At 68.2% G+C, this 25,648-nt stretch carries 24 protein-coding genes and 1 pseudogene; 13 read left to right on the top strand and 12 right to left on the bottom strand.

Annotation, left to right across the window (positions count from 1 at the left end; translation table 11 throughout):
* Positions 1–364 precede the first annotated feature (364 nt).
* The 4 genes from V6U79_RS23970 to V6U79_RS23985 are packed head-to-tail and all read left to right on the top strand — an operon-like array spanning position 365 to position 5,042.
* Positions 365–1,636 carry a sugar ABC transporter substrate-binding protein gene (locus tag V6U79_RS23970; RefSeq protein ID WP_334520356.1) on the top strand — a complete coding sequence of 424 codons (1,272 nt, stop codon included), beginning with the start codon at positions 365–367 and terminating at the stop codon, positions 1,634–1,636.
* Positions 1,637–1,638: 2 nt separating this feature from the next.
* Positions 1,639–2,568: a carbohydrate ABC transporter permease gene (locus V6U79_RS23975; RefSeq protein WP_334615901.1), complete on the top strand. Its 930-nt coding sequence runs from the start codon at positions 1,639–1,641 to the stop codon at positions 2,566–2,568.
* A gap of 10 nt (positions 2,569–2,578) precedes the next feature.
* A complete protein-coding gene (locus V6U79_RS23980) occupies positions 2,579–3,466 on the top strand; it encodes a carbohydrate ABC transporter permease (protein WP_334520352.1) in 888 nt (295 codons plus the stop codon).
* A 52-nt stretch (positions 3,467–3,518) separates the two neighbouring features.
* Entirely contained in the window at positions 3,519–5,042 is a 1,524-nt protein-coding gene (locus tag V6U79_RS23985; protein ID WP_334615902.1) for a glucoamylase family protein, read from the top strand.
* Positions 5,043–5,431: 389 nt separating this feature from the next.
* Here V6U79_RS23985 and V6U79_RS23990 read toward each other — a convergent pair whose 3' ends face one another.
* Both V6U79_RS23990 and V6U79_RS23995 read right to left on the bottom strand, forming a co-directional pair.
* The gene (locus V6U79_RS23990) at positions 5,432–5,914 is read right to left on the bottom strand and encodes a hypothetical protein (protein ID WP_334520346.1); all 483 of its coding nucleotides are present in this window, start codon (positions 5,912–5,914) and stop codon (positions 5,432–5,434) included.
* 383 nt (positions 5,915–6,297) lie between these two features.
* The gene (locus tag V6U79_RS23995) at positions 6,298–7,056 is read right to left on the bottom strand and encodes a hypothetical protein (protein WP_334615903.1); all 759 of its coding nucleotides are present in this window, start codon (positions 7,054–7,056) and stop codon (positions 6,298–6,300) included.
* A gap of 427 nt (positions 7,057–7,483) precedes the next feature.
* Between V6U79_RS23995 and V6U79_RS24000 the strand changes: the two genes are divergently transcribed.
* The gene (locus V6U79_RS24000; RefSeq protein ID WP_334615905.1) at positions 7,484–8,050 is read left to right on the top strand and encodes a hypothetical protein; all 567 of its coding nucleotides are present in this window, start codon (positions 7,484–7,486) and stop codon (positions 8,048–8,050) included.
* A gap of 103 nt (positions 8,051–8,153) precedes the next feature.
* On the opposite strand, the gene V6U79_RS24005 is transcribed toward V6U79_RS24000, so the two are convergent.
* From V6U79_RS24005 to V6U79_RS24015, 3 genes and pseudogenes are all read right to left on the bottom strand, one after another.
* Positions 8,154–8,510 carry a DUF2332 family protein gene (locus tag V6U79_RS24005; RefSeq protein ID WP_334520418.1) on the bottom strand — a complete coding sequence of 119 codons (357 nt, stop codon included), beginning with the start codon at positions 8,508–8,510 and terminating at the stop codon, positions 8,154–8,156.
* 29 nt (positions 8,511–8,539) lie between these two features.
* Positions 8,540–8,755 (bottom strand): hypothetical protein, encoded by a 216-nt coding sequence (locus tag V6U79_RS24010; RefSeq protein WP_334615947.1) that lies wholly within the window; start codon positions 8,753–8,755, stop codon positions 8,540–8,542.
* Between the two features lies 1 nt (position 8,756).
* Positions 8,757–8,900 (bottom strand): annotated as a pseudogene (locus V6U79_RS24015) (helix-turn-helix domain-containing protein); the annotation flags it as partial.
* Positions 8,901–8,993: 93 nt separating this feature from the next.
* Between V6U79_RS24015 and V6U79_RS24020 the strand changes: the two are divergent.
* The 5 genes from V6U79_RS24020 to V6U79_RS24040 all read left to right on the top strand — a co-directional run bounded on the left by V6U79_RS24020 (position 8,994) and on the right by V6U79_RS24040 (position 14,072).
* The gene (locus tag V6U79_RS24020; protein WP_334520337.1) at positions 8,994–9,347 is read left to right on the top strand and encodes a hypothetical protein; all 354 of its coding nucleotides are present in this window, start codon (positions 8,994–8,996) and stop codon (positions 9,345–9,347) included.
* Between the two features lie 85 nt (positions 9,348–9,432).
* A complete protein-coding gene (locus tag V6U79_RS24025; RefSeq protein WP_334520335.1) occupies positions 9,433–10,098 on the top strand; it encodes a helix-turn-helix domain-containing protein in 666 nt (221 codons plus the stop codon).
* Positions 10,099–10,185: 87 nt separating this feature from the next.
* The gene (locus V6U79_RS24030; protein WP_334615906.1) at positions 10,186–10,731 is read left to right on the top strand and encodes a VOC family protein; all 546 of its coding nucleotides are present in this window, start codon (positions 10,186–10,188) and stop codon (positions 10,729–10,731) included.
* Between the two features lie 691 nt (positions 10,732–11,422).
* On the top strand, positions 11,423–13,294 hold the full coding sequence (locus tag V6U79_RS24035) for a RiPP maturation radical SAM C-methyltransferase (protein WP_334615907.1): 1,872 nt from the start codon (positions 11,423–11,425) through the stop codon (positions 13,292–13,294).
* Entirely contained in the window at positions 13,284–14,072 is a 789-nt protein-coding gene (locus V6U79_RS24040; RefSeq protein WP_334615909.1) for a DUF5825 family protein, read from the top strand. Before V6U79_RS24035 ends, V6U79_RS24040 begins: the two co-directional genes overlap by 11 nt.
* A 13-nt stretch (positions 14,073–14,085) precedes the next feature.
* Here the strand turns inward: V6U79_RS24040 and V6U79_RS24045 are convergent, their stop codons facing one another.
* A complete protein-coding gene (locus V6U79_RS24045) occupies positions 14,086–15,312 on the bottom strand; it encodes an MFS transporter (protein WP_334520326.1) in 1,227 nt (408 codons plus the stop codon).
* A gap of 405 nt (positions 15,313–15,717) precedes the next feature.
* Positions 15,718–15,915 carry a hypothetical protein gene (locus V6U79_RS24050; RefSeq protein ID WP_334520323.1) on the bottom strand — a complete coding sequence of 66 codons (198 nt, stop codon included), beginning with the start codon at positions 15,913–15,915 and terminating at the stop codon, positions 15,718–15,720.
* A 246-nt stretch (positions 15,916–16,161) separates the two neighbouring features.
* On the opposite strand from V6U79_RS24050, the gene V6U79_RS24055 reads away from it, so the two are divergent.
* Entirely contained in the window at positions 16,162–17,289 is a 1,128-nt protein-coding gene (locus tag V6U79_RS24055) for an ATP-dependent DNA ligase (RefSeq protein WP_334520320.1), read from the top strand.
* 25 nt (positions 17,290–17,314) lie between these two features.
* On the opposite strand, the gene V6U79_RS24060 is transcribed toward V6U79_RS24055, so the two are convergent.
* Positions 17,315–17,704, bottom strand: a complete 390-nt coding sequence (locus tag V6U79_RS24060; RefSeq protein WP_334520317.1) for a hypothetical protein — start codon at positions 17,702–17,704, stop codon at positions 17,315–17,317.
* Between the two features lie 182 nt (positions 17,705–17,886).
* Between V6U79_RS24060 and V6U79_RS24065 the strand changes: the two genes are divergently transcribed.
* Both V6U79_RS24065 and V6U79_RS24070 read left to right on the top strand, forming a co-directional pair.
* Positions 17,887–19,389 (top strand): BNR-4 repeat-containing protein, encoded by a 1,503-nt coding sequence (locus tag V6U79_RS24065; RefSeq protein WP_334520314.1) that lies wholly within the window; start codon positions 17,887–17,889, stop codon positions 19,387–19,389.
* A gap of 234 nt (positions 19,390–19,623) precedes the next feature.
* Positions 19,624–21,303, top strand: a complete 1,680-nt coding sequence (locus V6U79_RS24070; protein WP_334615910.1) for a ThuA domain-containing protein — start codon at positions 19,624–19,626, stop codon at positions 21,301–21,303.
* 23 nt (positions 21,304–21,326) lie between these two features.
* Here the strand turns inward: V6U79_RS24070 and V6U79_RS24075 are convergent, their stop codons facing one another.
* The 4 genes from V6U79_RS24075 to V6U79_RS24090 form a co-directional block, all read right to left on the bottom strand.
* Positions 21,327–21,773: an IS110 family transposase gene (locus V6U79_RS24075; RefSeq protein ID WP_334615911.1), complete on the bottom strand. Its 447-nt coding sequence runs from the start codon at positions 21,771–21,773 to the stop codon at positions 21,327–21,329.
* A gap of 388 nt (positions 21,774–22,161) precedes the next feature.
* On the bottom strand, positions 22,162–23,799 hold the full coding sequence (locus tag V6U79_RS24080) for a glycoside hydrolase family 13 protein (RefSeq protein WP_334520302.1): 1,638 nt from the start codon (positions 23,797–23,799) through the stop codon (positions 22,162–22,164).
* A gap of 26 nt (positions 23,800–23,825) precedes the next feature.
* Entirely contained in the window at positions 23,826–24,692 is an 867-nt protein-coding gene (locus tag V6U79_RS24085) for a carbohydrate ABC transporter permease (RefSeq protein ID WP_334615912.1), read from the bottom strand.
* Positions 24,692–25,627, bottom strand: coding sequence for a carbohydrate ABC transporter permease (locus tag V6U79_RS24090; RefSeq protein ID WP_334520295.1), 936 nt, complete (start codon positions 25,625–25,627; stop codon positions 24,692–24,694). The genes V6U79_RS24085 and V6U79_RS24090 overlap by 1 nt, the downstream gene beginning before the upstream one ends.
* Positions 25,628–25,648: the final 21 nt, after the last annotated feature.

Raw genomic sequence — 25,648 nt, forward strand, 5'->3', positions numbered from 1 at the left:
TAACCGGTTACAGCGATCGGGTCGGTGGTGGCATGGGCAACAGTCGGCTGACGTCTCGGGAGATCTCCCGCCTGGTCGGGGTGTCGGTCGCGACCGTGCCCCGGCTGTCCAACGGCGCCGCGCTGGTCACCGGACCGCTGATGACCGTACGGCAACCGGTGCGCGAGCTGGCTGTCGCTGCAGGTCACGGCCGGTGGCGGCGATCAGCTGGAGACCGGCTTGGTGCTCCCGACCGATCTCGTCGTCCGAGGCAGCTGCGGCTGCTCGACAGGCACAAATTTCACCGGACCGTCATCGCCACCCGACCACGCCTCAGCGGCGCAAGCCGGGCGCGCGGTGGCGACCACACGTAGAAGGAGGGGCTATGAGGCACGTGAGGTATGCGGCAGCTCTGGTGGTCGCCCTGGCGCTGGGCGTGACCGGCTGCGGCCGGGACGAGGGCGGCTCTGGCTCCGGCGGGCAACCCGCCGGCAAGGAGATCGCGGCCGGAAAGGCCAAGGGCGAGATCACGGTCTGGGCCATGGGCGCCGAGGGGGAGAAGCTGACCGAGCTGGCCGCCGATTTCTCCAAGGAGAACCCGGAGGCCAAGGTCAACGTCACGTCGTTCCCGTTCGACGCGGCGCACGACAAGATCGCGACCGCCATCGCGGGTCGGCAGACACCGGACGTCAGCATGATGGGCACGACCTGGATGGGCGAGTTCGCCAAGACGGGGGCGATCGACCCCACCCCCACCGGGCTCTTCGACAAGAGCAAGTTCTTCGAGGGCGCGTGGAACACCACCGTCGTCGACGGAACCTCCTACGGTGTCCCGTGGTACGTCGAGACGCGGCTGATCTTCCATCGCAAGGACCTCGCCGCGAAGGCGGGCGTGCAAAAGCCGACCAACTGGCAGAGCTTCACCGAGTTCGCCAGCGGGATGAAAGCCAGGGGCGGCGCCAAGTGGGGCGCCTACCTGCAGCCGGGTGGGACGGGCTCGTGGCAGTCCTTCATGCCCTTCGCCTGGCAGGCCGGCGCCGACATCATGCAGGACGGCAAGTTCACCCTCGACACCCCGGAGATGCAGAAGGCGCTGGAGTACTACGCCTCCTTCTTCAAGCAGGGACTCTCGCCGACGCAGCTGGCGCCCGGCGCCATGGAAACCGGCTTCGTCAAGGGTGAGATCGGCGCCTTCGTCTCCGGCCCGTGGCACATGGGCATCCTCCGGGAGCAGGGTGGCGCGGCGATCGAGGGCAAGTGGGACGTCGCGCAGATGCCGCGCGAGAAGGCTGGCACGTCCTTCATCGGCGGCTCCGACCTGGTGGTCTTCAAGGATTCCAAGAACCGCGACGCGGCCTGGAAGTTCGTGCAGTTCCTCACCACCCCGGCAGCCCAGCAGAAGCTGTACGACCTGGTCGGCAGCCTCCCGTCGGTGCAGGAGTCCTGGCAGTCCGGCAAGCTGGCCGACGACCCGTTGCTGAAGGCGTTCGGTGAGCAGCTCAAGGACGCGAAGTCGGCACCGGCGATCGCCACCTGGGAACAGGTCGCCGACGTGATCGACGACGGCATCGAACGCGTGGTCCGCGGCGTCTCCGATCCCGCCACCGCCACCAGGGAGATGCAGGCCAAGGCCTCCTCCATCGGCACCGGGAGCTGACGGTGGCCTCCGCCACCGCGCAGCGACCGCGCACCGGCGGCAACCGGGGGGCCAGGGTCAGGCGCCGCGAGGGCGTCGCGGGTTGGGGCTTCGCGCTTCCGTTCCTGCTCGTCTTCGCGGTGTTCATGGCGGGACCGGTGCTGGCCTCGTTCGCCATGAGCTTCACCGATCTGCGCAGCGCCGATCTGCGCGACCCCCTCGGGGTCAACCCGATCGGCCTGGACAACTACGTCAAGCTGTTCGGCGACGACACGTTCCGGCAGGCCGCCCTCAACACGGCGTACTTCGTGGTGGTCGGGATCCCGCTGACGATGGTCCTCGGGCTCGCGGCGGCGGTCGGCCTGGACGCCGGAATCACCAGGTTCCGGACGTTCTTCCGGGTCGGCTACTACCTGCCGGTGGTCACGAGCATCGTGGCCATCGCCGTCGTCTGGCGCTTCCTGCTCGAGCCGGACAGCGGCATCGTCAACACGCTGCTCGGCTACCTCGGCATCGACGGGCCGAACTGGCTCACCGACACCAGGACGGCCATGCCCGCGCTCATCGTCATGGCAGCCTGGCGGAACATGGGGTTCCTGATGGTCATCTTCCTGGCCGGGCTGCAGGCGATCCCACGGGAACTGTACGAGGCGGCGGCCATGGACGGCAGCAACGCATGGTCGCGGTTCCGCCACGTCACGCTGCCGTTGATGCGGCCCACGCTGCTCTTCGGCGGCGTCATCACCGGCATCGGATACCTGCAGTTCTTCGAGGAGCCGTTCGTGATGACGCAGGGCGGCCCGCTGGACAAGACCCTGTCGGTGGCCTTCTACATCTACAACCAGTTCGGCTTCGGCAACTACAGCTACGCCGCGGCCATCAGCTATGTCCTGTTCATCGCCATTCTCGTCCTGACACTGGTGCAGTTCCGGCTGCTCCGCTCGAAGACGTAGGGGGAACGTCATGACGACTCCCGTACAGACGCCGGCGCCCACGTCCACCCCCGCACCGCGTCGGTCAGCCACCTCGGCGTCGGAGGCCCGGGGGCACCTGTGGGTGTACGCCGTCCTCGCCGGTGGCCTCGTACTCCTCGTCGGTCCGTTCGTCTGGATGCTGCTCGGTTCGTTCAAGCCCGACGCCGAGCTTCGGCAGGTACCGCCCACCTGGTTACCCGCGTCTCCGACAACGGACAACTACCGCCAACTGTTGACCCAGTTGGACTTCCCGCAGTTCTTCTTCAACAGCACCCTCGTGGCCCTGGCCATCACCGTGGGCAACCTGGTCTTCTGCTCGATGCTCGGCTACGCCCTGGCGAAGCTTCAGTTCCCCGGCAAGCGGGTCGTGTTCGCGCTCGTCCTCGGGATGCTGATGGTGCCGGGCATGGTCACGTTCGTCCCGCTGTTCATGCTCGTCAGTCAACTCGGCATGGTGAACAGCTACTCCGGGCTCATCCTGCCGTGGTTGGCTCAGCCGTTCGGGGTGTTCCTGATGCGCCAGTTCATCCTCGGCCTGCCCGACGACCTCATCCACGCGGCCCGGGTGGACGGCGCCGGGGAGTTCAGGATCTTCGCCAGGGTGATCCTGCCGCTGTGCGGGCCTGCTCTGGCCACGCTGGGGATCCTGCAGTTCCTCGCCACCTGGAACAACTTCCTCTGGCCGCTGGTCGTCGCGCAGTCCGAGGAGAAGTACACCCTCCCCGTGGCCCTGGCGCTGTACGCCATCGGGGAGAACAGCACCCGCTACGGCCTGCTGATGGCGGGCTCGGTGGCGACCATCCTGCCGATCCTGCTCATCTTCGTGCTGCTGCAGCGCTACTTCGTGCAAGGCATCGCCATGACCGGCCTCAAGTGAGGAGTGTTCCGTGCGATCCAGATCCCGTCTCACGGTCGCGGCAGGAATGATCATGTCTCTCGGACTGGTCGTCACCTCCGCGCCCGCGGCCACAGCCGCACCACCGTCCCCGACCGGCCCGGCCCCGCACTCCACCGCGGGCCGTAACGCCGAGCTGCACCGCTACACCGCCGACACCTGGCGATCCTTCGTCGCCATGGTGGACCCGGCCACCGGCCTGGTCGCCGACAACATCGGCGGTGACCTCGACCCGGCCGACCGCTCGGCGTACACCTCGCCGACCAACATCGGCGCGTACCTGTGGAGCACCGTGGTCGCCAGGGAGACCCGGCTCATCTCCGCCGGCGAGGCCCGCGGCCGCATCGCCAAGACCCTCGACACGCTGGCCCGACTGGAGATCCACCAAGCCTCGGGCATGTACTACAACTGGTACGACCCGTCGACGGGAGCGAAACTCACCACGTGGCCGGTCGACGACAGCACCGTCCACCCGTTCCTGTCCAGCGTCGACAACGGATGGCTCGCGACCGCCCTGACGATCGTCAAGGCCAAGGTGCCGGAGTTGGCGGCGCCGGCCCAGGCGCTGCTGCGCCGGATGGACTTCGGGTACTACTACAACCCGGCCGAACGCCAGATCCGCGGTGGCTTCTGGGTGGACCCGCCGCCGGGGTGCTCGGTCGCGGGCAACTACCGGGGCGGCCCGGACGTCTACTACACCTGCCACCACTACGGCGCTTTCAACACCGAGCCGCGCATCGCCAGCTATCTCGGTATCGCCGCTGGTCAGATTCCCCGCGAGCACTACTTCGGGACGTGGCGGACCTTCCCGCCGGAGGGCTGTGACTGGGCGTGGTCCGAGCAGCGGGCCGTCGGTGAGTGGCGCACCTACCTCGGCGTACGGCTGTTCGAGGGCGCCTACCGCTACCGAGGCATGCAACTCGTGCCGACCTGGGGCGGGTCGATGTTCGAGGCGCTGATGGTGCCGCTGTTCGTGCCGGAGGAGAAGTGGGGCCGCCGCAGCTGGGCGATCAACCACCCGACGTACGTGCGGGCGCAGATCGAGCACGGACTGCGCGAGGCCGGCTACGGGTACTGGGGGTTCTCGCCGTCCAACAACCCGGCGGGCGGGTACCGGGAGTACGGGGTGGACCCGATCGGGATGGACGCCGGCGGATACACCTCGGACCAGGAGCGCACCACCGTCGACTACGGCTATGGGGAGTGCCGGCCGGCGCAGCCGTTGCCCACCGCGTACGGGCAGGGCGTGGTGACCCCGCACGCCTCGTTCCTGGCGCTGCGCTACGCCGAGGACGAGGCCCTGCAGAACCTGGCGAACCTGCGGCGGGACTTCGACGCGTACGGTCCGGGCGGCTTCTATGACGCCATCAACGTGACCACGGGGCAGGCGTCGGAGCGCTACCTGTCCCTGGACCAAGGCATGATCATGGCAGCGCTGGGCAACGCCCTCGCCAACGACGTGCTCCGTGAACCGTTCAGCGGCGGCGCCATGAAGCAGCGCCTGGCGCCGCTGATGCGGATGGAGGAGTTCTCCGTGCCGCATCGAAAGGACGACTGATTCCAGGTCTGGACGATCCTGCGGTGGAGTCGGCTCCGCCCTTCACCGCAGGATCAGACCGGCCGACGTTCCGCATGGTCCGGGGCATCTCCCAGCAGCGACGCGCGGTCCGCCTGTGAGGCTCCCGTCTCCCAGCGCAGCGACGAGGGGGGACGGTCCGGCCCACCCGGCCTTCCGCTGACCTGCACGCCGAGCCCAGGGCGGCCACATAGCACCACCAGCCGTGGACGTTGGCCCGCTAGGGGTCTTCGTCGTGTCTCCTGGCACCGCCAAGCGGGCGGCTGACGCCGGAGGGCGGAGTCGTGGTGGTACCACTTCCCGCCGATGGGTCGTGTCCTTTCGTGCTCGTCGAGCTGGTGATCAGGGCGGCACGGGTAGGGAGCCTGGAGTCAGCAGACGCACTCGAAGGACAAGCCGCTACTCGCCGGGGTCGCGATCCAGGCTGCTCGGACAGGCGCATGCCGTTGCATCTCCGCCCAGGTATCCATCAGCGCTGCGGCCCGTAGTGGCCCGGTGGGAGCGAACTTGAACCCCGTGTCCTGAACGTCGAGGCTTTCAAGGCCGATCAGAGCGGCCTCATCGTCGAAGGCCATCTCCAAACCGAGTTGCCATAGTTCAGTCTGGCGGTAGGGATCGTCATCGTCACCGACATCAGCGATGGCCAGCTGCCGGGTGAAGGTCAGAATCAGGCGGTTGTCGCTCCATGACCGTCGGCCCCACTGGATGATGAAGCCATCGGCATCGGAGTCCGGAGTCTGGTCGATGCCGCCGATGTTCAGTTGCAAAAACTCAGCGAACGCAGCCCATGCCGCGCCGCATTCGGTCACAGAGTCCTGCTCGACGCCGTGCCGCCGCAGGATCTGCGCGAACACGTCAACGCTGGTCCGCCAAGGGACGTACATATGCTCAGCATGCCCTGATGGTCCGTCCGGCTGTCGGCCGGTGTGGGAGGACTATCTGTACGTCTATCGCACCGCCGCGCCGTAGGGCGTGTCACCGCCGGCCGTGGTGGGGATGCGTTGTGCGGTGCCGCCCGTGCAAGGTCAAGGGCGCTTCACGTCGCTGCGCGATGGTCCTGCGGGCCGCACCAGGCGCTGCCGGCCGCGCCAAACCCGCCCTCGATCCCGGAGCCTCTGCGCCCCCTCGGACCGGCGTTGCCGGCAGGCCAGGGGCCTGCCCGGAGTGCGCGCGCCGCATCCCCGCCACGGCCTCGCCGCGCGACGACCGGTCCCGACACCGGCGCCCGAACGAGCCGTCAAGGTGAGCTTGACGTGGTACGGCCGGTGGGCTGGCTTCCCTGGTGCGGGCCAACAGAAGGCGGTGCCGCGGTTTCGGTTTTTGTAGTACAGGCATCAATAATTTCGGTGGCGCGGTCACGATGATGCTCATCGGTGGCCTCGGCTAACGCCGCATGTATCAAGGGAAGGAGGTCCGCTCGGCGGATTAGGTCGGGACTGTCGAGGAGCAGTGCGGCGGCGATTGCGGCCGCGTGCCGGGTGGCAGGGTCAGGGTCGTGCAGGAAGGCGGAGACGGCCTGGAGGATTACAGGGCGCTGGGCGCGGAGCTCGGCCATTGCCGGGTAGCTGTCCAGGGAGAAGCCGTGGCGTTCCAACTGTGCCACTACGGCGTCGTTGACGTCGTCGGCAATTCCGCCAAGCCGGTCCAGGAGCAGCACTCGCAGCGGACGGGGCGGGACGGCCCGATAGCGGATCCGCTCATCGACGAGGGCGGTGGGGGCGCAGGGTTCGGCCAGGATCGCCGCGAGGTACAGGGTGGTCGGTACGGTGGCTGGATAGATGCTGTTCTGGTGGTACACCGTGTTGAACAGGTGCTCCAGCGCGTCGGCTCTGACTGCTGGCTCGTCGTCGATCAGCTTGGTGAGCGTCGACGGCGTATCCTCGGCTGGCCCATACGCGTGGCAGAGCGAGGCCCAGTCCGTGCAGTGAAGCAGTGCACGAGGATCGAGCGGCGGACCAACTCCCGCCGGCTCGCCCGTGGGGTGGGTAGTCGTCACGCGAAGAGGTTACAGATCGGGCCGTTGGTACCGCAGAGCAGCGCAGGCCGTGCCCCGATGCAGCGATCAACACCAGCACACAGGAGCGCCCCAGCGGCACGGCTACGAACGCACCGTACTCATCCACCAGGCACCGCGCCTACTTGGTGTAGATGAATTTGATTCCCAAGCTGAGGTTCGCTGTTAAAACCGCGACCGGCAGTCCAGAGACGACTCATGCCTGCGCGGTAGCGGCAGGCGGGGCCGATACGGCCAGCACGCCGGCGACGACGTGCCAGCCAACGTGCCAGTAGCCGGTGCTCCGAACGGGCATGAGCGGGCACGAGCTGTACCTATTCCCCGGCCACGAGGAGATCCGCGTCAACGTAGCCACCGGCATCGCAGTGACTGATGGAACCCCTGGGACCGTGCGCGCGTCGATGTTGGTGTGAAGCTGCGCGCCGCGATTCTGTTTGCCCTGACCGCTCTCAGCCTCGGCCTCGTCGTGGTCGCCTCACCAGCGAAGCCAGCTTGGGCCTGCAGTTGCGCGCGCGCCGACCAGGCGGACGAGCGAGCCGACCTCATCGTCGTCGGCACGATCACAAATGTGACGGGCACCGGGGTCCAACTCGCGGTGGAATCGGTCGAGAAGGGCAGCCTTGGGGCAGGGGCCACGATCAGGCTGAAGGTGGGCCGCCAGGAGGCCAGCTGCGGCTACGACTTCCGCGTCGGCATCCGGTACCGCGTGAATTCCAGCGACGGCGCCACTGGGCTGTGCGCGGGAATTACGCCCGCACCTGCGCCTGCGCAGTTGCCGAACACACCGTCCGCGCCCGGAGCTGCCCCGACGCTTGTCACGGCCGTACCCGCGCCTGCGCAGTTGCCGGGCCGTTGGTGGCTCGCGACCGGTGCCATGCTGACAGTCCTCGCCGCCGGACTGGTCGCCGTGGCCCTGCAACGGCGTCAGGCCAGAGCGGGCAGCCAACGGACGCGCGGACCAGCCACGGGCCAGTAACCAGTTCGTCGATGGACGATGTGGGGGCCACAGGGGGCACACAGGTGCGGCGATCGCCAAGTGTTGGTATCGCCGGCGTGACGCGGAACCCCTCAGCCGATACCTACACCACCGCCTGCCCTGTCGCCGCCTCCGTGAGGCGGTGCACGAAGCGCGGATGGCGCTCAGGCGGGAAGCGCGAGAGCGCCCACGTCGTGGTGGCGACCGGCAGGGCGTCGGCTGGCACACGGGCGAGGGCGTCGGGCAGCACCTCCACGGGGTCCCCTTGCAGCAGTAGGGGAGGCTGTTGCCGCCCAACGCCATCACCGCGCGCAGCCGCGCCGGCACGCCGGATCGCCCGATACCGCCCGGCAGCGTAGCGGTCCAGGTAGAGGGGCCATCCTTCGTCGTGAGCGACGCCGTCGCGGACGGATTCCCAGCCGGGGCCGTGCCGGTCGAGATGGCGGTGTTCCAGTTCCACCCGTGTCCGCTGCGGGGTCTTCGCGCGGTTCACACCCGGGCGCCGGCGGGTGCCGGGGCGGCCTCGAGCGGCAGGTCGCGCATCCGGCGGATCGGGGTCGACAGATAGATGATCGGGGACAGCAGGGTGAGCGCCCCGAAGATGAGCAGAGTGGTGCGGGTGCCGAGGGGCCCGGCCAGGGCGCCGGCGAGCAGCCCGCCGAGCGGGATGGCGCCCCAGGAGACGAACTTGACCGTGGCAATCACAGCCCCATTTCGGGTGGTGTCGGCGCAGCTCACACACCAGCGCTTCCACCTCCGGCGATGCCTGATGAGCGCAGGAGTCCGGACGCCGTGACCGGTCCTGCAACCCGGGCAAACCTTCCTCGGCATAGCGGCGCAGCCAGGTATGCCGGCCTGCTGGCGGCCTCCGGCCGGCATCGGCCGGGCCGGCGCGGCCAGTTATGCACTGCCTTGTCTGACGAACGTGTGTGATCCTGCTGCCGTGGAAGTCTGGGATCACGAAGGCAAGCTCTACGAGGTCAACTCGTACTACAGCCTGCCCGACAACGCGTGGCAGTACGAGCTGGTCGGACTGACCGGAGCACCCGGAACCGGGCCGTACATCACCGTCACGATCCCAGACGCAACGCCGGACGATGGGCCGTTCACACCGCGCCCGGTGAGCGAAGTGATGTTCAGCGCTGGTAGCGGCGATGTCCCCTGGCCCATCCTGCGTCGTTTCATTGACCTGGTTGAGTCGTCCGGCGACATCGTCCAGGTCCCGGCTGACAGCGCATCGCCGATCACAGACCCTCGGGCTTCGCCCCAGATCCCGCCCTCCCCCGGAGATGCATGAAGTGTGGTCCCGGGCGTGATCTCCGCGCCCTGCCCGAGCTACGTGCCTCCGCGATCGGCGGATGCCCGCGTCCTAGCATGAGCGCATGTGGGAGCAGCGGGTCTCGCGCAGTCCCGAAATTCGCACGATCTGGCGTGCCTTCGTCGACGAGGCCGCCGACTACACCGACGAGGCGAGCGAGCATTGGGGCCTCTCGTTCATCCGTCGCACGGACGGCTGCCTTGCGGCGGAGCTCGCAGGTCCGCGGATCGAGGGTCTCCCGATCCGCTCACGTGTCGGAGAGTCGTACTGGGGCGTCGAGCTCGCGGCCCACGTCGTGATCCCGGGCGTCGACAAGGCGCTTCTGCGCGGTGCGATCGCCGAGCTGCCGGTCGTTGAGGGACGGGTGACCATCGGAAGAAGGCAATATCCGATCCCGGGGTGGGAGGAGCTCGAGCCCTTCGTCTCGCGGCTCGTGGCTGACGGGGTGATGGTTGCCGACGCCGACATCCGGCGGGCGCTCGGTGGGGACGATCGTGGGTTGTCCCGACGGAGCTGGCAGCGTCGGTTCTGGTCCGTGACGGGCCTGCGGCGCAAGGAGATTGAGCGACTCGACCGCTCTCGCCGTGCCTACCGTCTCCTCCGGGAGGGGGTACCGCCGGGCAAGGTCGCCGTCGCAGTGGGCTACGCGGATCAGGCCCACCTCACCCGAGAGCTGCGACGCATCCGAGGCCAGACGCCGGCGCGCATCCTCACGGCGGCGACCGACTGAGGTCGACGCTTTTCTTCAAGACCCCCGGACGGCCGTTCGGCGAGGGTGGAGACACCAGCTCAGACAGCCGCCGACAGGAAGACAACCATGAACACCACTGCGACCCCGGCCGGGTTCTCCACCCTGAATCCGTTCTTCATCACCCACGACGCCGACGGGCTGATCGCCTTCCTCCGGGAGGTGTTCGGCGGTGAGGAACACCTCGACGCCCGCACCGTCGACTTCGACGGCCTGCTGCTCCACGCCGAGCTCGAGATCGGCGGCACCACCCTGATGTTCGCCGAGCGCAAGCCGGACTGTCCCTTCCTCCCGCAGCTATCCCAGATCTACGTCGATGACCTGGAGCGCGTCCTCGCGCACGCCATGAAGCACGGCGCGCGGCTCATCACCCGACCGACCGACTTCTTTGGGACGGTCTTCTCCCGGATGATCGACCCGTGGGGAAACATGTGGTGGGTGTACCAGCACGGCGAGGCTCCGGATGTGGACTGGGACTCCGCGGAGGCTGAAACCGACTCGGACTCGACAGAGTGGTCCGATCCCGACCTCGCGTATATCCACCGGACCCTCGTCGAGGCGATGCCGTCCCTGGGCACCGAACCCGAAGGCGAGCGAGAGCCGCGGCATCCGTAGCAGGTCGTGGATGGTCTCGGTGGTGCCGTCGGCCGCCCGGCGGTGAACTGGGCGTGGACGGTCTCGTATGGCGGGAGGCCGTGGGGCAGGTACATCGATCATCACGGCCCCCACCGCCCGCCCCGAAGACCACATCAACCAGCGTGCACTACCACCAACCCGATCAAAACGCCCTCTAAACAAGCCCGTACGGGTAGCCGCTCGTCCGTTGACTCGAATGGTGCCGGCAATAACACTTGCTGTTAACCAGTCCATAAAGAAACCGGTCTGCTCGACGGGAGTCAGAATGAACAGCACGCCGACCGTCGCTACCCCTACATCCACGACGCAGGTTCCTACTCAGACATCAAGGGCTGCGGGCGGGAGCGACAGCACCCGGCTCGTGATCCGTCAGGCGCGGATCGTCGTCGCCCGCGAGGGTGCCGACGGCGTCGCATGGGGATGATTCGTGGGGAGCGCCTTTCTGACGCTCCGTAGCGAGTCGCGCACGCCGGTAGCGTCGGCGAACGGCATGCTGCCGCCGCATGCTGTTTGCTACATGAGGGCACAGCCGTCGTCCTCTCATGGCCGCCCCCGAGGGGCGGATGATCCGCCACGTCGGACCGTCGGAGGGCCTCGACGCCCGAGCCAAGACAAGGGCGGCACTGTCTAGTAGGGCGCCACTCCATCGGCTTCGTCACCGAGGACACGAATGCGAATCACGCTCGTCAACATGCCCTGGCAAGCGCTGACGTGGCCGTCGATGGCGATGTCCGCACTGGACACCGTTGTTACCGACCTCGGCCACGAGGTCACTCAGCTCTACGAGAACCTGAACTATGCCGAGCACTGCCTGGACGCCGCCGCCGGTCTCAGCCCTGCTGACTACCTCGCGATCAGCAGCGGAGGTTTCGACTATGGGGTCGGAGAGTGGGTCTTTACGTCCACGCTGTTCGAGCCCGGCTGGCGGCAGCCCGAGTTCACGGCGTACCTCGAACGCGTGGGCTACCAGGACATCGGCCCGGCAATCGCGCTGCATCATCGTGCGCCGGAATTCGTCGATCAGGTGGTCGAACGAGTGCTGGCGACGGGGCCGGACCTGGTCGGCCTGACCACGACGTTCGAGCAGAACGTCCCGTCGCTGGCCGTTGCCCTTCGCCTGAAGCAGCGACGACCCGACCTGCCAATTGCCCTGGGCGGCGCGAACTGCGACGGGGACATGGGCGCTGCGCTGCATCGCAACTTCCCACAGATCAACTTCGTCGTTCGCGGCGAGGGAGAGCGACCACTGACCGAATTGCTCGAGGCGATGGCCGACAAGCGCGGCTTCGAGTCCGTGACAAGCCTTTGCTGGCGTGACGCGCATGGCCGATCGGTCGAGAACCCTTACAAACCCGTCGGGACACCAGGACCCGCGTTGCCCATCGCCACCATCCGGCCGTACTTCGACCACGTGCACCGCTCTCCCGCGCGTCCATGGATTTCTGAGACCTTTCTCCGGCTGGAGACGTCGCGCGGCTGCTGGTGGGGTGAAAAGCGGCAGTGCACGTTCTGTGGCCTCAATGGCGGAAGCATCAGCTACCGGTCGAAGCCCCCCGAGCGGGCCTGGAAGGAGATCTCCGAGGCCGTCACCGAGTTCGGGATTCTCGACGTGACGATGACCGACAACATCCTCGACCCCGCATACCTGAGGACCCTGTTGCCGCAGCTGGCGGAAGCCGGCTGGGACCTGCGAATCTTCTACGAGGTGAAGTCGAATCTCAAACCCGACGAACTCGCCGTGCTCGCAGCCGCGGGTGTGGTGTCCGTTCAGCCGGGCATCGAGAGCCTCGCATCCGGACCACTTTCGCTCATGGACAAGGGTACGACGGGAGCGGCGCAGGTACGCGCGTTGCGCCTGTTCCTAGAGCACGGCATTTTCCCGCTATGGAACTACCTGTACGGGTTCCCGGGCGAAGACTGGGAACGCGACTACGCACACGTGGTCGACCAGATTCCCGCCCTGGTGCACCTACCGCCGCCGAAAAGGAGCAACCGACTGTCGCTGGACCGGTTCTCCCCGCTGTTCCTGCGCCCCGAACTCGGCATCGACGAGCGGCGTACGCCCGCCGAGTGGTACGGGATCGTCTATCCCCTGTCAGAGTCCGAACTGGCCGACATCGCGTACGCGTTCGCGTACACGCCGCGGGGCATCGACGATCTGACCGCGAAGCGGTTGAGCGATGTGATCGCACACTGGCAGCGAGCCTATGAGCGATCTGCGCTGAACTACCGGCTCGACGCCGATGAAGTCCTCATCGAAGACCGTCGCGAAGGCTGGCCGATCCGCGACCACGTCCTACGCGGCGACGAAGCGGCGATCTACCTCACGCTGGCCAGGCACCTGGCGCTGCCGGCGTTACAGGCCGCGCTGCGGGCCGGCGGCTACGACATCGACAGCAAGACGGTGAAGGACCTGCTGCACCGTTGGCGGACGCTCGGCCTGGTGTACGAAGACGATGGGGTCTGGGTCGCGCTGGCAGTGCCGGCAAACGTCCGCGAACGGATGTCGTGGAAAGAAGAAGGTGAAATCGTTGCCGCGTGAGCTGTCATTGCGCCCGTTGCCGCCACAGCACGTCCCGTATCCTCTGCCCCGGGTTGCCGGCGCAGCTCGCACCGTCGCGCCGGCCATGCCGTTCGCCGAATCGGAGCCGGTGCTCGCCGCCCTGCGCGGGACCGGTCATGTGCGACACGACCCCGCGAAGAAGCGGGCGGTCGTCCGGATCGGTCCGGACGAGACCGGTCACGTGCTTGCGGCGTTTCCGGCGTCGGGTGTTGCGGGGCTCGGCGTCACCATCGAGCTCGACGCGTGGCCAGGGGCCAAGCTGGCTCCGCGCGACGTCCGAGCCCTTGCAGACGCCGGCGTCGTCATGCTGAAGGTCGATGGCGGCGCGCTGACCGAGCATGCCCTTCCGGACTGGTTCGAGCTGGGCAAGGCCGCTCTCGCGCATGGGTTGCCGCTGCATTGGGCTGGAGGGGTGCCGAGCGTCGCGCGCGAGCATGCGAGGCACCTGACGCCACCTCGCGACGACCCTGCTTTGCGCTCGTCGTGGCGCTACGGCATGCTGGCTTGGCGGCGAGGCCCTGGCTTCGCGCTCGTCGAGGATGCCCGCGATTCGGCCAACCGTCTTCAGTACGCGATGGATCTGACGGCGCTGCAGTCATTGTTCGGCGAAGCGCTTGACCGGCACATCCCGCAATCCATTGTAGATCCGGCGTTGCTTGACCAGCTCGTCGACATGAGGCTGGTAGCGCAACTCGCAGGCCGTGCCGTGTGGCTGCCATATCGCATGAGGCGTTGGCCGGTAGCCCCGCTGGCGTGAACGCGCTGGTTGCTCAAGCTGAACTCTCCACCGTCGCGGCGCGCAACGCCGCCGACGTCACCCCAATCAGAACCGCAACCGCTTGGATCAGCGCACCTATGAGGAACATCGTGGTGAGCCCAAATGCCGAGGCGATCAGTCCGCCTCCGGCGTACGCCAAGGGGGCCAGGCCTACCATGCTCAGCGACATGAGGCTCATGGTGCGACCGCGCATGGCGCCATCTGCCTCCGACTGCACCAGGGTCAGTGCGCTGTTGCCAGCCACCATGGCCGCGAAGCCGAGGACTGCTTGCACGGCGACCTCCACCGGCAGCCACAGTACAAATGGCGTCACTGCCGCGCAGACAGCCTGCACGGCCGACGCCACGAGGAGTAGTCGGCCCGTCCCGGCGTGGGGCAGCAAGCCGAAAGACACCAGGAGCGCGCCGAGGGTGGCGCCAACGCCAAGGCTGCCGAACAGGATGCCCAGCCCGCCTGCGCCCCACTCCTGTTGAAAGGCCAGCAGAGGCAAGCCAACGTTGGTAGGGCCGGCAAATCCGAAGGTGATGAGCAACGAGATGGCCAGCAGCGGCCGCAGCCTGGGGTGTCGGGCTGCGTGTGCCAATCCAGCACCTATCTCCTTCCAGAACCGACGCTCGGATCCTGTGGGCGCGGCTTCGCCTGTGGGCGCGTCGACCGGTAGTCGCCAGATCGCCAGCACCGAAACGGCGAACGTCACGGCGTTGATAAGGAACACCCAGCCGATGCTGCCTGCGGCCACCACCACACCGCCTAGAAGCGGCCCGACAGATTGGGACATCCGGACCGCGAGGGACCGCAGTCCATTGGCAGCTGGCAGTTCCTCGCGATCCACCAGCGTTATCGCTACCGTATTAATCGCCGGGTTGAAGAAGGCCTCAACGGTGCCGAACACCGCAGCGACCACGAACAGGCCGACTATGCCGACGCCGCCGAATGCCGCCGCTGCGGCCGCGATCATGACGACGGTCCGGAGGATGTCGCTTGCCAGCATGACCCGTCTACTGCCGAACCGGTCGACCAGCACACCGCCGGCCAGCATAAGAACGGCCCGAGGCACCGCTGACGTCGTCAGCAAGAGCGCGGCCACCGCCGCCGATCCGGTCTCCTGCAGCGCCGCCCAAGGCAGCGCCAAGAAATAGATCTGGTCTCCCAGCAGCGACACGACGTAGCCGCCGAGCAGCCTTCGGTAGGCGGGTCGACGAAGCGGGACCAGGTCCATCTTCCGTCGCTCACCAGCCAGCGTCACAGCGTCCCCCAATATCCCGCTCTGCTCGGTCTGAGGATTGCACAAATGTCGATGACTTGGGGTGGCGGCCACGTCGAGTGGTCCTTGTTTGATCATCCGAGACATAGGGCCTGGTGGGCTGATGGAAAGCGGCCGCACTGGATGACGGGGCGACCCCGGGCCGCAGGTCGGTCGTTCGATCCTCTATCCCGGAGTGCTTTCCTTCGGGCGAGGTTCGCAGGGATGGCTGTCCACCAACCCCGCCTCGACTTCTGCATGAAGGAGCCGCGCGAGCCGGGCCGGCAGGTCATTGACGCCCTTAGAGCACATCTGATAACGCCGGGCGATGGTACCCATGTTCGATGGCGCGGCGAGGTGCATAGCGAACCAGCGGGGCGGTCATTCGCAGCGGTCTTCGGCGCCTCGACCATAGGGCTCGCAGCAGTCGGGGCGGTGCCGGTAGACCCTGAGGTCCCGGCCGTGCCGGTGGCCGTACTCAGTCGTGATCTCGTACAGGCAGGCCTGCCACACGACGGTCTCCCCGCTGCTGAGCACGACCTGCCCGTCACCCGGCCCGCCGCGCAGCAGCACGTCCACCCTTCGACGGTACGTCCCCACGGCGCGCGACGCGGCTGTAACACTCTGCCCCCGAGCCGGCGGCGGTGCGGGTCACGGCGCAGCCTCCCCAACTGAACGCATCACCACACGGGCCGCGCCCGTAGCTGCGGCGAGGCTCTCCACCTGCAGATGACGCCCGGCCCAGCGGCAAGCGCGCTACGACCGCCCGCGGGCGCCATTCGTTGTCGCGGATCTGGCCCCGAGGCAGCCTGTGTCTCTTCCACGATGACGTGGTGGGCGGACGATGAGCGGGACGTGCCGCCGGCGTGGTGGGGACTGGAGGTGACTCCCGGCCACCCGCGGGCCGGGGCCGGAGCGGAACCGGTGCTGCGTCGTCCGGTCGCGCCGATGCTCGCGGCGCCGGTCGACGTGGTGCCCGAGGGATCAGGCCTTGTGCACGAGCCGAAGTGGGACGGTTGGAGGTGTGTCGCCTTCCGCGAGGCCGACGGTGTGTACCTGCAGTCGCGGGCCGGCCGGAACCTGACCACCTACTTCCCTGACATCGCCCACACGCTCCGTGCGTCCATGCCGCCCGGCGTGGTGCTCGACGGTGAACTGATCGTGTGGGAGCGTGGCCGAACAAACTTCGCGCAGCTGCAGCGGCGTGTCGCCGCCGGCCGCGGCGTGCTGCGGCTGGCGAATGACCGCCCCGCCCACTACGTGCTGTTCGATCTGCTCGCAGACGTCGACGGACGGGTGATCCTCGATCTGCCGCTGTCGCAGCGGCGGGCTCGGCTGGAGTTGCTGCTCGCTGACGTACCAGCGCAGTTGACTCTGACTCCGCAGACGGCCGACATGCGGCAGGTGGGGGACTGGCTGATGCACTGGACCGTCGCGGCTGGTATCGAGGGTGTGGTCAGCAAGCGCCTGGGCGACCGATACCAGCCCGGCCGACGCGGCTGGTTGAAGTATCGGACCCGAATCGTCACCGAGGCGATTATCGGTGGGGTGACCGGCAGCCTGCGCGAGCCGGACACGCTGCTGCTGGGCCGGTTCGACCGGATGGGCCGGCTCCGCTACACCGGCCGCACGCACCCGCTGAACGCCGAGCGACGGCAGGAGTTCGCGGTGGTGCTGTCTGCGCTGCGGTCTGGGCGGCACCCACGGGCCCCCGTGGTGCATCCGTGGCCACAGCCGTTGCCGGCATCCTGGTCAGGGCAGCTGGACCGGCCGGAGCCGCTGCAGTACGTACAGGTGGAGCCGACGCTGGTGGTGGAAATCGAGGCGGATGTGGCGTTCGAGCATCAGCGGTGGCGCCATCGAGTCAAGGCCGTCCGGGCTCGCCCGGACATGTCGGTGTACGACGTTCCGCTGCTACTCGGAGAGCAGGAGGGCTACTTCGGCGAGACGTAGAACGACATCGAGCAACGCCCCGCACTCAAGCAGAGCCACGGCAGGACCGGTCATGATCCCCGTTGATCGTCGGCTGACATCTCACGGCAGCGTAGGGACGGCGATCATCGGAAGCAATGCCGTGGGTGACGCGCAGGGCGTCGAGGACGGTGATGCCGGCCGCTTCGACGTGTGGGGTGAGGGTGTCGATGACCGGGGGGACCGCGACGGCGGGTCCGTAGCCGATGAGGATCGCGGTGGTGGCGTTAACGTTGCGCGGCAGGGCGAGGTGCTGCCTCGCAGCGACGTGCATCCACTCGGTGACGGTGGCGGGCTCGGGCGCCTGTTGCCATTCGCGCAGCGCGTTCCAACGCCGCGATGCGGCCATCAACGAGCCGGCGATTTCGGTGGCCGTGGCCGTCGGCGGCTGGGCCACGTCACATCGACGCTTCCCTACGGAAAGCGCACGGGATACACTCCTGGGAAAGCGCTTTCCTCTTATCGGTGGTGGTGGTGATGACCGGTACGCGACAGACGTCGGGGCTGCCACGGCGGCTCCTGGCTACCGCCGTGGCGGCACTGCTCCTTCTGGGGATCTGTCCGGGCAGCCAACCGGCCGTGGCGGCCGCGGACCCCCCGGCGGCGCAGGCGGCCGGCCCCGCCCCCCGCACCGAACTGGCCAGCAGCGGTGCGTGGTGCTGGTTCGCCGACCCCCGTGGCGTCTACTACCACGGCAGTCACCGGCGTACCTACCTCGGCTACATCACCGCCACCGGCGAGATCCGGGTGGCGATGTACGACCACGCGACCGCGCGGCGGACGACTTCGGTGGTGACCACCGGATTCCAGATCGACGACCACAACAACCCGGCCATCGTGATCCGCCCCGACCGGCGGGTCGTCGTCTTCTGGTCGGCCCACGGCGGCTCGGCCATGTACTACCGGCGGTCGGCACAACCGGAAGACGTCACCGCGTGGGAGCCGATCAAGCAGGTGCCCACGAACACCGCCGGTACTCACGGCTACACCTACCCCAACCCGGTGCAACTGTCCGGCGAGAACAACCGGTTGTACCTGTTCTGGCGCGGCGGCGACTTCAACCCGGCCTACTCCACCACCAACGGCGGTGACCGGTGGACCGCGGCCACCCGGCTAATCTCCTCGCCGGGGCATCGGCCATACGTCAAGGTCGCCGCCAACGGCCGCGACACCATCCACTTCGCCTTCACCGAGGCGCACCCGCGCAACCTGCGGACCAGCATCTACTACATGTACTACCGGGCGGGCAGCCTCTACCGGGCCGACGGCACCCGCATCGGACCGATGGGCACCGCGGTGACACCCGCGCAAGCAACCAAGGTGTACGACGCCGCGGCGCACGGCGCCAAGGCCTGGGTGCACGACATCGCCATCGACCGGTCCGGACACCCGGTGATCACGTACGCCACGTTCCCCACCGACGCCGACCACCGCTACCGCTACGCCCGCTGGACCGGCACCGGCTGGTTCGACCGCGAACTCACCGCCGCCGGCGGCACGATCAGCGGTGACCCGGCCGAGCCCAACTACTCCGGCGGCATCACCCTCGACCACGACGACCCGTCGGTGGTGCTCGTGTCCCGGCAGGTCGACGGGGTCTTCGAGATCGAGCGGTGGACCACCCCCAACGGCGGCACCAGCTGGAGCACCGAAGCCATCACCTCCGGTTCCACCGAGCCGAACATGCGGCCCTTCTCCCCGTGGGGCCTGCCCAGCGGCAGCGCCCTGGACGTGGTCTGGATGGCCGGCGACTATCCCAGCTACACCCGCTACCGCACCCGCATGCTGCGGACCGGCACCGGACCGGACGACAACACCGCACCGACCGCGTCGTTCACGGCCACCCCCGCCACGGGCGACCCGCGCACCGTCGCCTTCGACGCCCGGGGCTCCGCCGACCCCGCCGGCACCGTCGCCTCCTGGTCGTGGACCTTCGGCGACGGCACGACCGCTACCGGAGCCACGCCCAGCCACCGGTACGCCCAACCGGGCCGCTACTTCGTCACCCTGCGCGTGACCGACACCCATCCCACGACACCCGCCAGCGACGTCCTGGTCCGCGAAGTCGTCGTCACCGGCTGAGTCCGTCACCACCTGAACCCGCAGTCACGACGGCGACCGGGTCCGGCTGTTCCCCTCCTAGCGCGGAGACCAGAGCGACGTGTTCAGCGGGACCTGGAGGACGGGTGTCGCAGAGCCCGATCGTGTCGACACGGTGACCCTCAGTTGACGACCCCGCCGCAGGGGCCGTGCCGGGACCACCGGCGGTCCCGCCGACGCCGACCACCGCCATCCCACGAACCAGGGAGGACATCCATGAGACGCATGATCATGGGCCTAGCCGCGGCCGCGCTACTCACCGCCGCCGCCGGCGCGGTGCCCGCGCAGGCCGCCGACCCGGCGTACCAGGTGCTGGTCTTCTCGAAGACCGCCGGCTACCGGCACGCCTCCATCGCCAACGGCCTGCAGGCCATCCGGGACCTGGGTGCGGCGAACAACTTCACGGTGACCGCCACCGAGGACGCCGCCGCGTTCACCACCGGCAATCTCGCCCAGTTCGAGGCGGTGGTCTTCCTCAACACCACCGGCGACGTCCTGAACGCCACGCAGCAGACCGCGTTCGAGTCGTACATCAACGGCGGAGGCGGCTACGTCGGCACCCACTCGGCCGCCGACACCGAGTACAACTGGCCGTTCTACGGGCAGCTCGTGGGCGCCTGGCTGGACTACCACGCGTCCATCACCCAGGCGAACATCACGGCGGAGGACCGTGCGCACGCCGCCACCGCGCACCTCGGCAAGACCTGGACGCGCACCGACGAGTGGTACAACTACCTCACCAACCCGCGCTCGTCGGTGCACGTGCTGGCCAGTCTCGACGAGTCGAGCTTTTCGGGCGGCAACATGGGCGACCACCCCATCGCCTGGTGCAAGACGGTGGGCAACGGGCGCTCGTTCTACACCGGCGGCGGGCACACCGCCGCGTCGTTCGGCGAGAGCGGCTTCCGCACCCACCTGCTCGGCGGCATCCGATACGCGGCCGGCTTCGCCAAGCACGACTGCCGGCCGGAAAACGGTTACACCACCCTCTACAACGGATCGACCACGGGCTGGTCGCAGGCCGGCGGAGGCGGGTTCACCAATTCCAATGCCACGCTGAAGTCGTACGGCGAGTTCGGCACCCTCTGGTACTCGGCCAGGCAGTTCGAGGACTACTCGCTGAAGCTCGACTGGATGATGGACGGCGACGACAACTCCGGCGTCATGATCGGATACCCGACGACGTCGACGCCCGGCTCGTACAACTCCGGCGCGTTCGAGATCCAGATCGACGCCACCGACGCCGCCGACCGCACCACCGGCGCCGTCTACCGCCGCAAGGCAGCCGACACCGCCGCCCGCGACGCCGCCCTCAACCCGCCCGGGTCGTGGAACACCTACGAGCTGCTCGTGCAGGGCGAGCGGGTGCAGGTCTTCCTCAACGGCGTGAAGATCAACGACTACACGAACACCGACGCCTCCCGCACCCTGCGGGGTTACATCGGCCTGCAGAACCACGGCGTCGGCGACGACGTGTCGTTCCGCAACGTCCGTATCAAAGAGCTCGACGGCGACGCGCTCACCGTCGAGGGGGAGTCGTACACCTCCTCCTACGGGGTCCAGCGCGTCGCCAAGACCACCGCCAGCGGCGGCGACACCCTCGGCCGGGTTCGTAACGGCTACTGGGCCGGCTACTCACACGTCAGCACCGTGGGGCGCACCGGCTTCTCCGCGGTGATCTCCTCCGGCGGCCTCGGCGGCACCATCACCATCCGGTCGGGCTCGCAGACCGGCCCGGTGCTGGGCACGGTGCAGGTGCCGGTCACCGGTGGCTGGGAAACCTTCCAGACCGTCTCCACCACCCTCAACGGCACCGGCACCGGTCCGCTGATCCTGACGTTCAGCGGCGGTGACGGTCCGCTGTTCAACATCGACACGCTGACCGTCACCGGCTGACGGAGGTTGGCAGGGGCGCCCGCTCATTGCTTCTCGACGCACAGGGTGCCCCTGCAAACAACCGCCTCACCAAGGCCGACGCCGGCCCACCCGGCGCGGTGTCGTTCAGCCGGTCGGCAGGCGCACGAGGAAGCGGCCACCTGTATCGCGTCGAGCCGATCGGATTTGCCGCCACGACGCCGTGCTGAGCCGGGGACGCGTGCCGCATCCAGCACCGTTTCGCCGGCGGCCAGCAGGACACGGGCTACACCGACCCCATGCGAGCGCGCCCCATCGATGACCCATTGTCGGCGCAGAGCACCAGCATGATCATCTGCCCAGGCCAGCAGCGCGGCCGCACCGCCGTCGTCGGCGGGCACGGTCAGCTCGGCCAGCACCGCCCCGGCCGCGCTGACCACGGCGGCAGTGTGGGTGTCGGTGTGGGCGTCCACCCCGATGACGACATCAACCTGTTCTGCCAGGATCGACACTGCGGGTGCTTCCCTTCGCTAGGCGACACTCGTACGGCGTCGGCCCGGGAAGAGGTCACCTCCGGCGGCATATCTGTGATGAGTCACGCGCCAATTCGCGGACAGGCTTCTGATCAGGCCAACAGGTGGGCCGGGCCGGCGCCGGCAACCCCACGGACAAGTCCACACGACGGCACGCATACACGGCCAGATCTAACGTGAGTCACGTGACGATCACCAGCACCGGACCCTAGCGGCGACCCATCTCTTCCGGGCGGAACGCCACGCCCTCCATAGAAGCGTCCACACTCCCGGGGAGGGATCCTGCAGCGGCGCACCGCCTGCATGAGCACGAAGCCGAGCAGGTCCGGCGCGTGTCAGCGTGCGGCTAGCCTCGCCGTCAGCGGGATCAGTTCGACCGAATCGTGTGGAGCCAGACGGCGGTGTCGGGTGGGACGAGGCCGTCGGGGAGTGCGCCGCTTGCGAGCAGGATCTCTCCTGGGCCGGGTAGGGCGACCGGCTGGTCGGAGAGGTTGGCCAGGAAGGCGAAACCGCCCGGCCGGGTGAAGGCCAGCAGTGCCGGGTCGGTGGGCAGCCATTCGAGGGTGGCGGCGATCGAGCTGAGGTGCTCGCGGCGCAGCCGGATCGCGGTGCGATAGAGGGTGAGCATCGAGTCGGGGTCGTCGGTCTGGGCCTCGGCGGTGCGCGTGGCCCAATCGGCAGGCTGGGGCAGCCAGGGTTCGGCGGTGGCGTCGGGCGGGCTGAAACCGTACGGAGCGGTGGTGCCGGACCACGGCAGTGGTACGCGGCAGCCGTCGCGGCCGATGTCCAAGCCGCGCGTCCGGTGGAAGATCGGGTCTTGGCGGTGGGTGCCGGGGATGTCCTCGACCTCTTCGAGGCCGAGTTCCTCGCCCTGGTAGAGGTAGACCGAGCCGGGCAGCGCGAGGTTGAGCAGGAGGGCGGCGCGGGCGCGGCGGGTGCCCAGCGCCAGGTTGACGGGGGTTTTGTGCTGGCGCAGGGCGTGGCCGTAGGAACTGTCGGCGCGGCCGTACCGGGTGACGTGGCGGGTGACGTCGTGGTTGGACAGTACCCAGGTGGCCGGGGCGTCGACGGGGGCGTGTGCTTCGAGGGTGGCGTCGATGACGTGGCGCAGCGCTTTCGGGTCCCAGGTGCAGTTGAGGTAGTCGAAGTTGAAGGCTGTGTGCATCTCGTCGGGGCGCAGGTACATGGCGAGCCGGTCCGGCTTGTCGAGCCAGACCTCGCCGATCAGGGCGCGCGGTGGATCGTAGGCGTTGGCGACGGCGCGCCAGGCGCGGTAGATGTCGTGGACCGCGTCGCGGTCGATGTAGGGGTGGGGCAGCGGCGGGTTGGCCGGGTCGAAGTCGGCGAGCTCGGGGTCCTTGGCGGGCATGGTGGCGGAGTCGATGCGTACGCCGTCGGCGCCGCGGTCGAACCAGAACCGCAGCACATCCTGATGTTCGGCGGCGACGTCGGGGCTGTTCCAGTTGAGGTCGGGCTGTTCGGGGGCGAACAGGTGCAGATACCACTCACCGTCCGCGAGCCGGGTCCAGGCCGGCCCACCGAACACCGACTGCCAGTCGTTCGGCGGCAGGTCACCGCGGCCCGGGCGAAACCAGAACCGTTCCCGCTGCGGCGAGCCGGGGCCGGCGGCGACCGCCTCACGGAACCAGGCGTGCTGGTCGGAGACGTGGTTGGGCACCACGTCGATGATCACCTTCAGGCCCCGCTGGTGTGCCTCGGCGATGAACGCCTCCGCCTCGGCGAGGTCGCCGAAGAGTGGGTCGATCGCCCGGTAGTCGGCCACGTCGTAGCCGGCGTCCGCCTGCGGGGACGCGTACCAGGGGGTGAACCAGAGGGCGTCCACGCCCAGACCCGCCAGGTACGGCAGGCGCTCGCGGACGCCGGCGAGGTCCCCGACGCCGTCGCCGTTGGCGTCGGCGAACGAGCGCACGTACACCTGGTAAATCACCGCGTCGCGCCACCACTGGCCACTCTGCGTAACGGTATGAGGCAAGGGGGTAGCCATGAGTGGTCCCAACTCCAATTTCTAGGTCAGCCCTTGACGGCGCCGGCGGACAGTCCGCCGAGGATGTGACGTTGGAAGATCACGAAGATCACGACCATCGGGATGGTCGCCAAGGTCATCGCGGCGATCATCTCGGTGGGGGGCACCTGACTGCTGGCCGACAACCGCTGCAGCGCGACCGAGAGGGTCTGCTTCTCCGGGTCCTGCATGACGAGCATCGGCCAGAGGAAGTCCTTCCACATGCCGATGATCGAGAAGATGGAGATGACTGCCAGGACCGGCCGGGACAGGGGTAGAACGATCTTGGTGAGGGTCTTCAACCGGGTGGCGCCGTCGATGGCGGCCGCCTCGAGGATGTCGTGCGGGATGTTGTCGAAGAACCGCTTCAGCACATAAATGTTGAAGCCGTTGGCGGCGGCCGGCAGCCAGAGCCCCCACGGGGAGTTGATCAGGCCGAGGTCGGTGAGGGTGAGGTAGGCCGGCACCAGCAGGGCGGCGACCGGAAGCATCAGGGTGGCCAGCATGGCGGCGAAGACGAGCTTGCCGAAGACCGGGCGCAGCTTGGACAGGGCATACGCGGCGGCGACGTCCACGCTGAGCTGCACCAGCCAGCCGCCGACCGCGTAGTAGACGGTGTTGAGAAAGAAGTGCGGGATTCGCATGTGGTTCCAGGCGTCGGTGTACGCGGAGACGCTGGGATCCTCCGGCAGCACGGTGACGGTCTGGGCGGCGAACTCGACCGGTGTCTTCAGCCCGGCCGTGGCCATCCAGTACAGCGGATAGATGAACACCGCCGCGAAGGCGACCGCGGTGACCGCGAGCACGCCGAAGTAGACCGCGCGGGTGCGGGGCCGTTTGAGGTCGAGGCCGGAGATGAGGGTGCGGGTGGCCATCAGACCGTCTCCTCCCGGGTGATCCGCAGGTAGAGCGCGGCGAAGGCGGACAGCACGACGAACAGCAGCACGCTCAGGGCGGCCGCGAGCCCGAAGTCCTGGTTGACGGCGAACGCGTACCGGTAGATCAGGGTCATCACGGTGATCGTGTCGGGGTTGGTGAAGCCGGTCAGCTGGAACGGCTCGATGAACACCTGCATGGTGGCGGTGATCTGGAGCAGCAGCATGACCAGCATGATGAAGCGCAGTTGCGGCAGCGTGACCCGCCAGACCCGCTGCCACAGGCCGGCGCCGTCGAGCTCTGCGGCCTCGTAGAGTTCCGGGGGCACCGATTGCAGCGCGGCGAGGTACATCAACGTCGAGCCGCCCATGTTCGCCCAGGTCGAGACCAGCACCAGGGAGAGCATCGCGGTCTTCGGCGACTGCACCCACTGCGAGGTCGGCAGGTGCGCGCCGTGCAACAGGGCGTTGAACAGGCCCTGGCCGGGGTCGTAGAAGAACTGCCAGAGCATCGCGCTGACGATCGGCGGCAGCATCACCGGTAGGTAGATCACCAGCCGGAAGTAGGTCTTGAAGTGGCGCAGCTCGTTGAGCAGAATCGCGATCGCGATCGGGACCGCGAAGCCGAACACCAGCGCCAGGCCGGTGAACTCCACGGTGTTCCTGATCGCGGTGCCGAACAGCGGGTCGTCGAACAGGACCCGGTAGTTGGCCGTGCCGACCCACTCCGGATCGGTGACCAGGTTGTCCTGCTGGAAGCTCAGCGTGACGCTTCGGACCAGCGGATACCAGGAGAACAGCGCGAAGCACACCAGCCCCGCGGCGAGGAACGCGTACGCCATGAGGTTGTCACCCAGGCGGCGCCGCAGCCACCCGGATCGGCGCGAGCCGGCGTGGCGAAGGGGCAGCGCGGCGGCGGTCGTGGTGGTCGCCATGCTCAGGACGTGCCTCTCTGT

Origin of the sequence: Micromonospora psammae (assembly GCF_036902725.1) — a bacterium.
In the GTDB taxonomy this organism is placed as follows: Bacteria; Actinomycetota; Actinomycetes; order Mycobacteriales; family Micromonosporaceae; genus Micromonospora.

What these genes read in the sequence shown, in the direction of transcription:
- V6U79_RS24035 (WP_334615907.1), top strand. Translation starts at nt 11,423, where the DNA reads ATGCGAATCACGCTCGTCAACATGCCCTGGCAAGCGCTGACGTGGCCG.
- V6U79_RS24030 (WP_334615906.1), top strand. Translation starts at nt 10,186, where the DNA reads ATGAACACCACTGCGACCCCGGCCGGGTTCTCCACCCTGAATCCGTTC.
- V6U79_RS24085 (WP_334615912.1), bottom strand. Translation starts at nt 24,692, where the DNA reads ATGGCCACCCGCACCCTCATCTCCGGCCTCGACCTCAAACGGCCCCGC.
- V6U79_RS24045 (WP_334520326.1), bottom strand. Translation starts at nt 15,312, where the DNA reads ATGGACCTGGTCCCGCTTCGTCGACCCGCCTACCGAAGGCTGCTCGGC.
- V6U79_RS24080 (WP_334520302.1), bottom strand. Translation starts at nt 23,799, where the DNA reads ATGGCTACCCCCTTGCCTCATACCGTTACGCAGAGTGGCCAGTGGTGG.
- V6U79_RS24055 (WP_334520320.1), top strand. Translation starts at nt 16,162, where the DNA reads ATGACGTGGTGGGCGGACGATGAGCGGGACGTGCCGCCGGCGTGGTGG.
- V6U79_RS24025 (WP_334520335.1), top strand. Translation starts at nt 9,433, where the DNA reads ATGTGGGAGCAGCGGGTCTCGCGCAGTCCCGAAATTCGCACGATCTGG.
- V6U79_RS23980 (WP_334520352.1), top strand. Translation starts at nt 2,579, where the DNA reads ATGACGACTCCCGTACAGACGCCGGCGCCCACGTCCACCCCCGCACCG.
- V6U79_RS24070 (WP_334615910.1), top strand. Translation starts at nt 19,624, where the DNA reads ATGAGACGCATGATCATGGGCCTAGCCGCGGCCGCGCTACTCACCGCC.
- V6U79_RS23985 (WP_334615902.1), top strand. Translation starts at nt 3,519, where the DNA reads ATGTCTCTCGGACTGGTCGTCACCTCCGCGCCCGCGGCCACAGCCGCA.
- V6U79_RS24090 (WP_334520295.1), bottom strand. Translation starts at nt 25,627, where the DNA reads ATGGCGACCACCACGACCGCCGCCGCGCTGCCCCTTCGCCACGCCGGC.
- V6U79_RS23970 (WP_334520356.1), top strand. Translation starts at nt 365, where the DNA reads ATGAGGCACGTGAGGTATGCGGCAGCTCTGGTGGTCGCCCTGGCGCTG.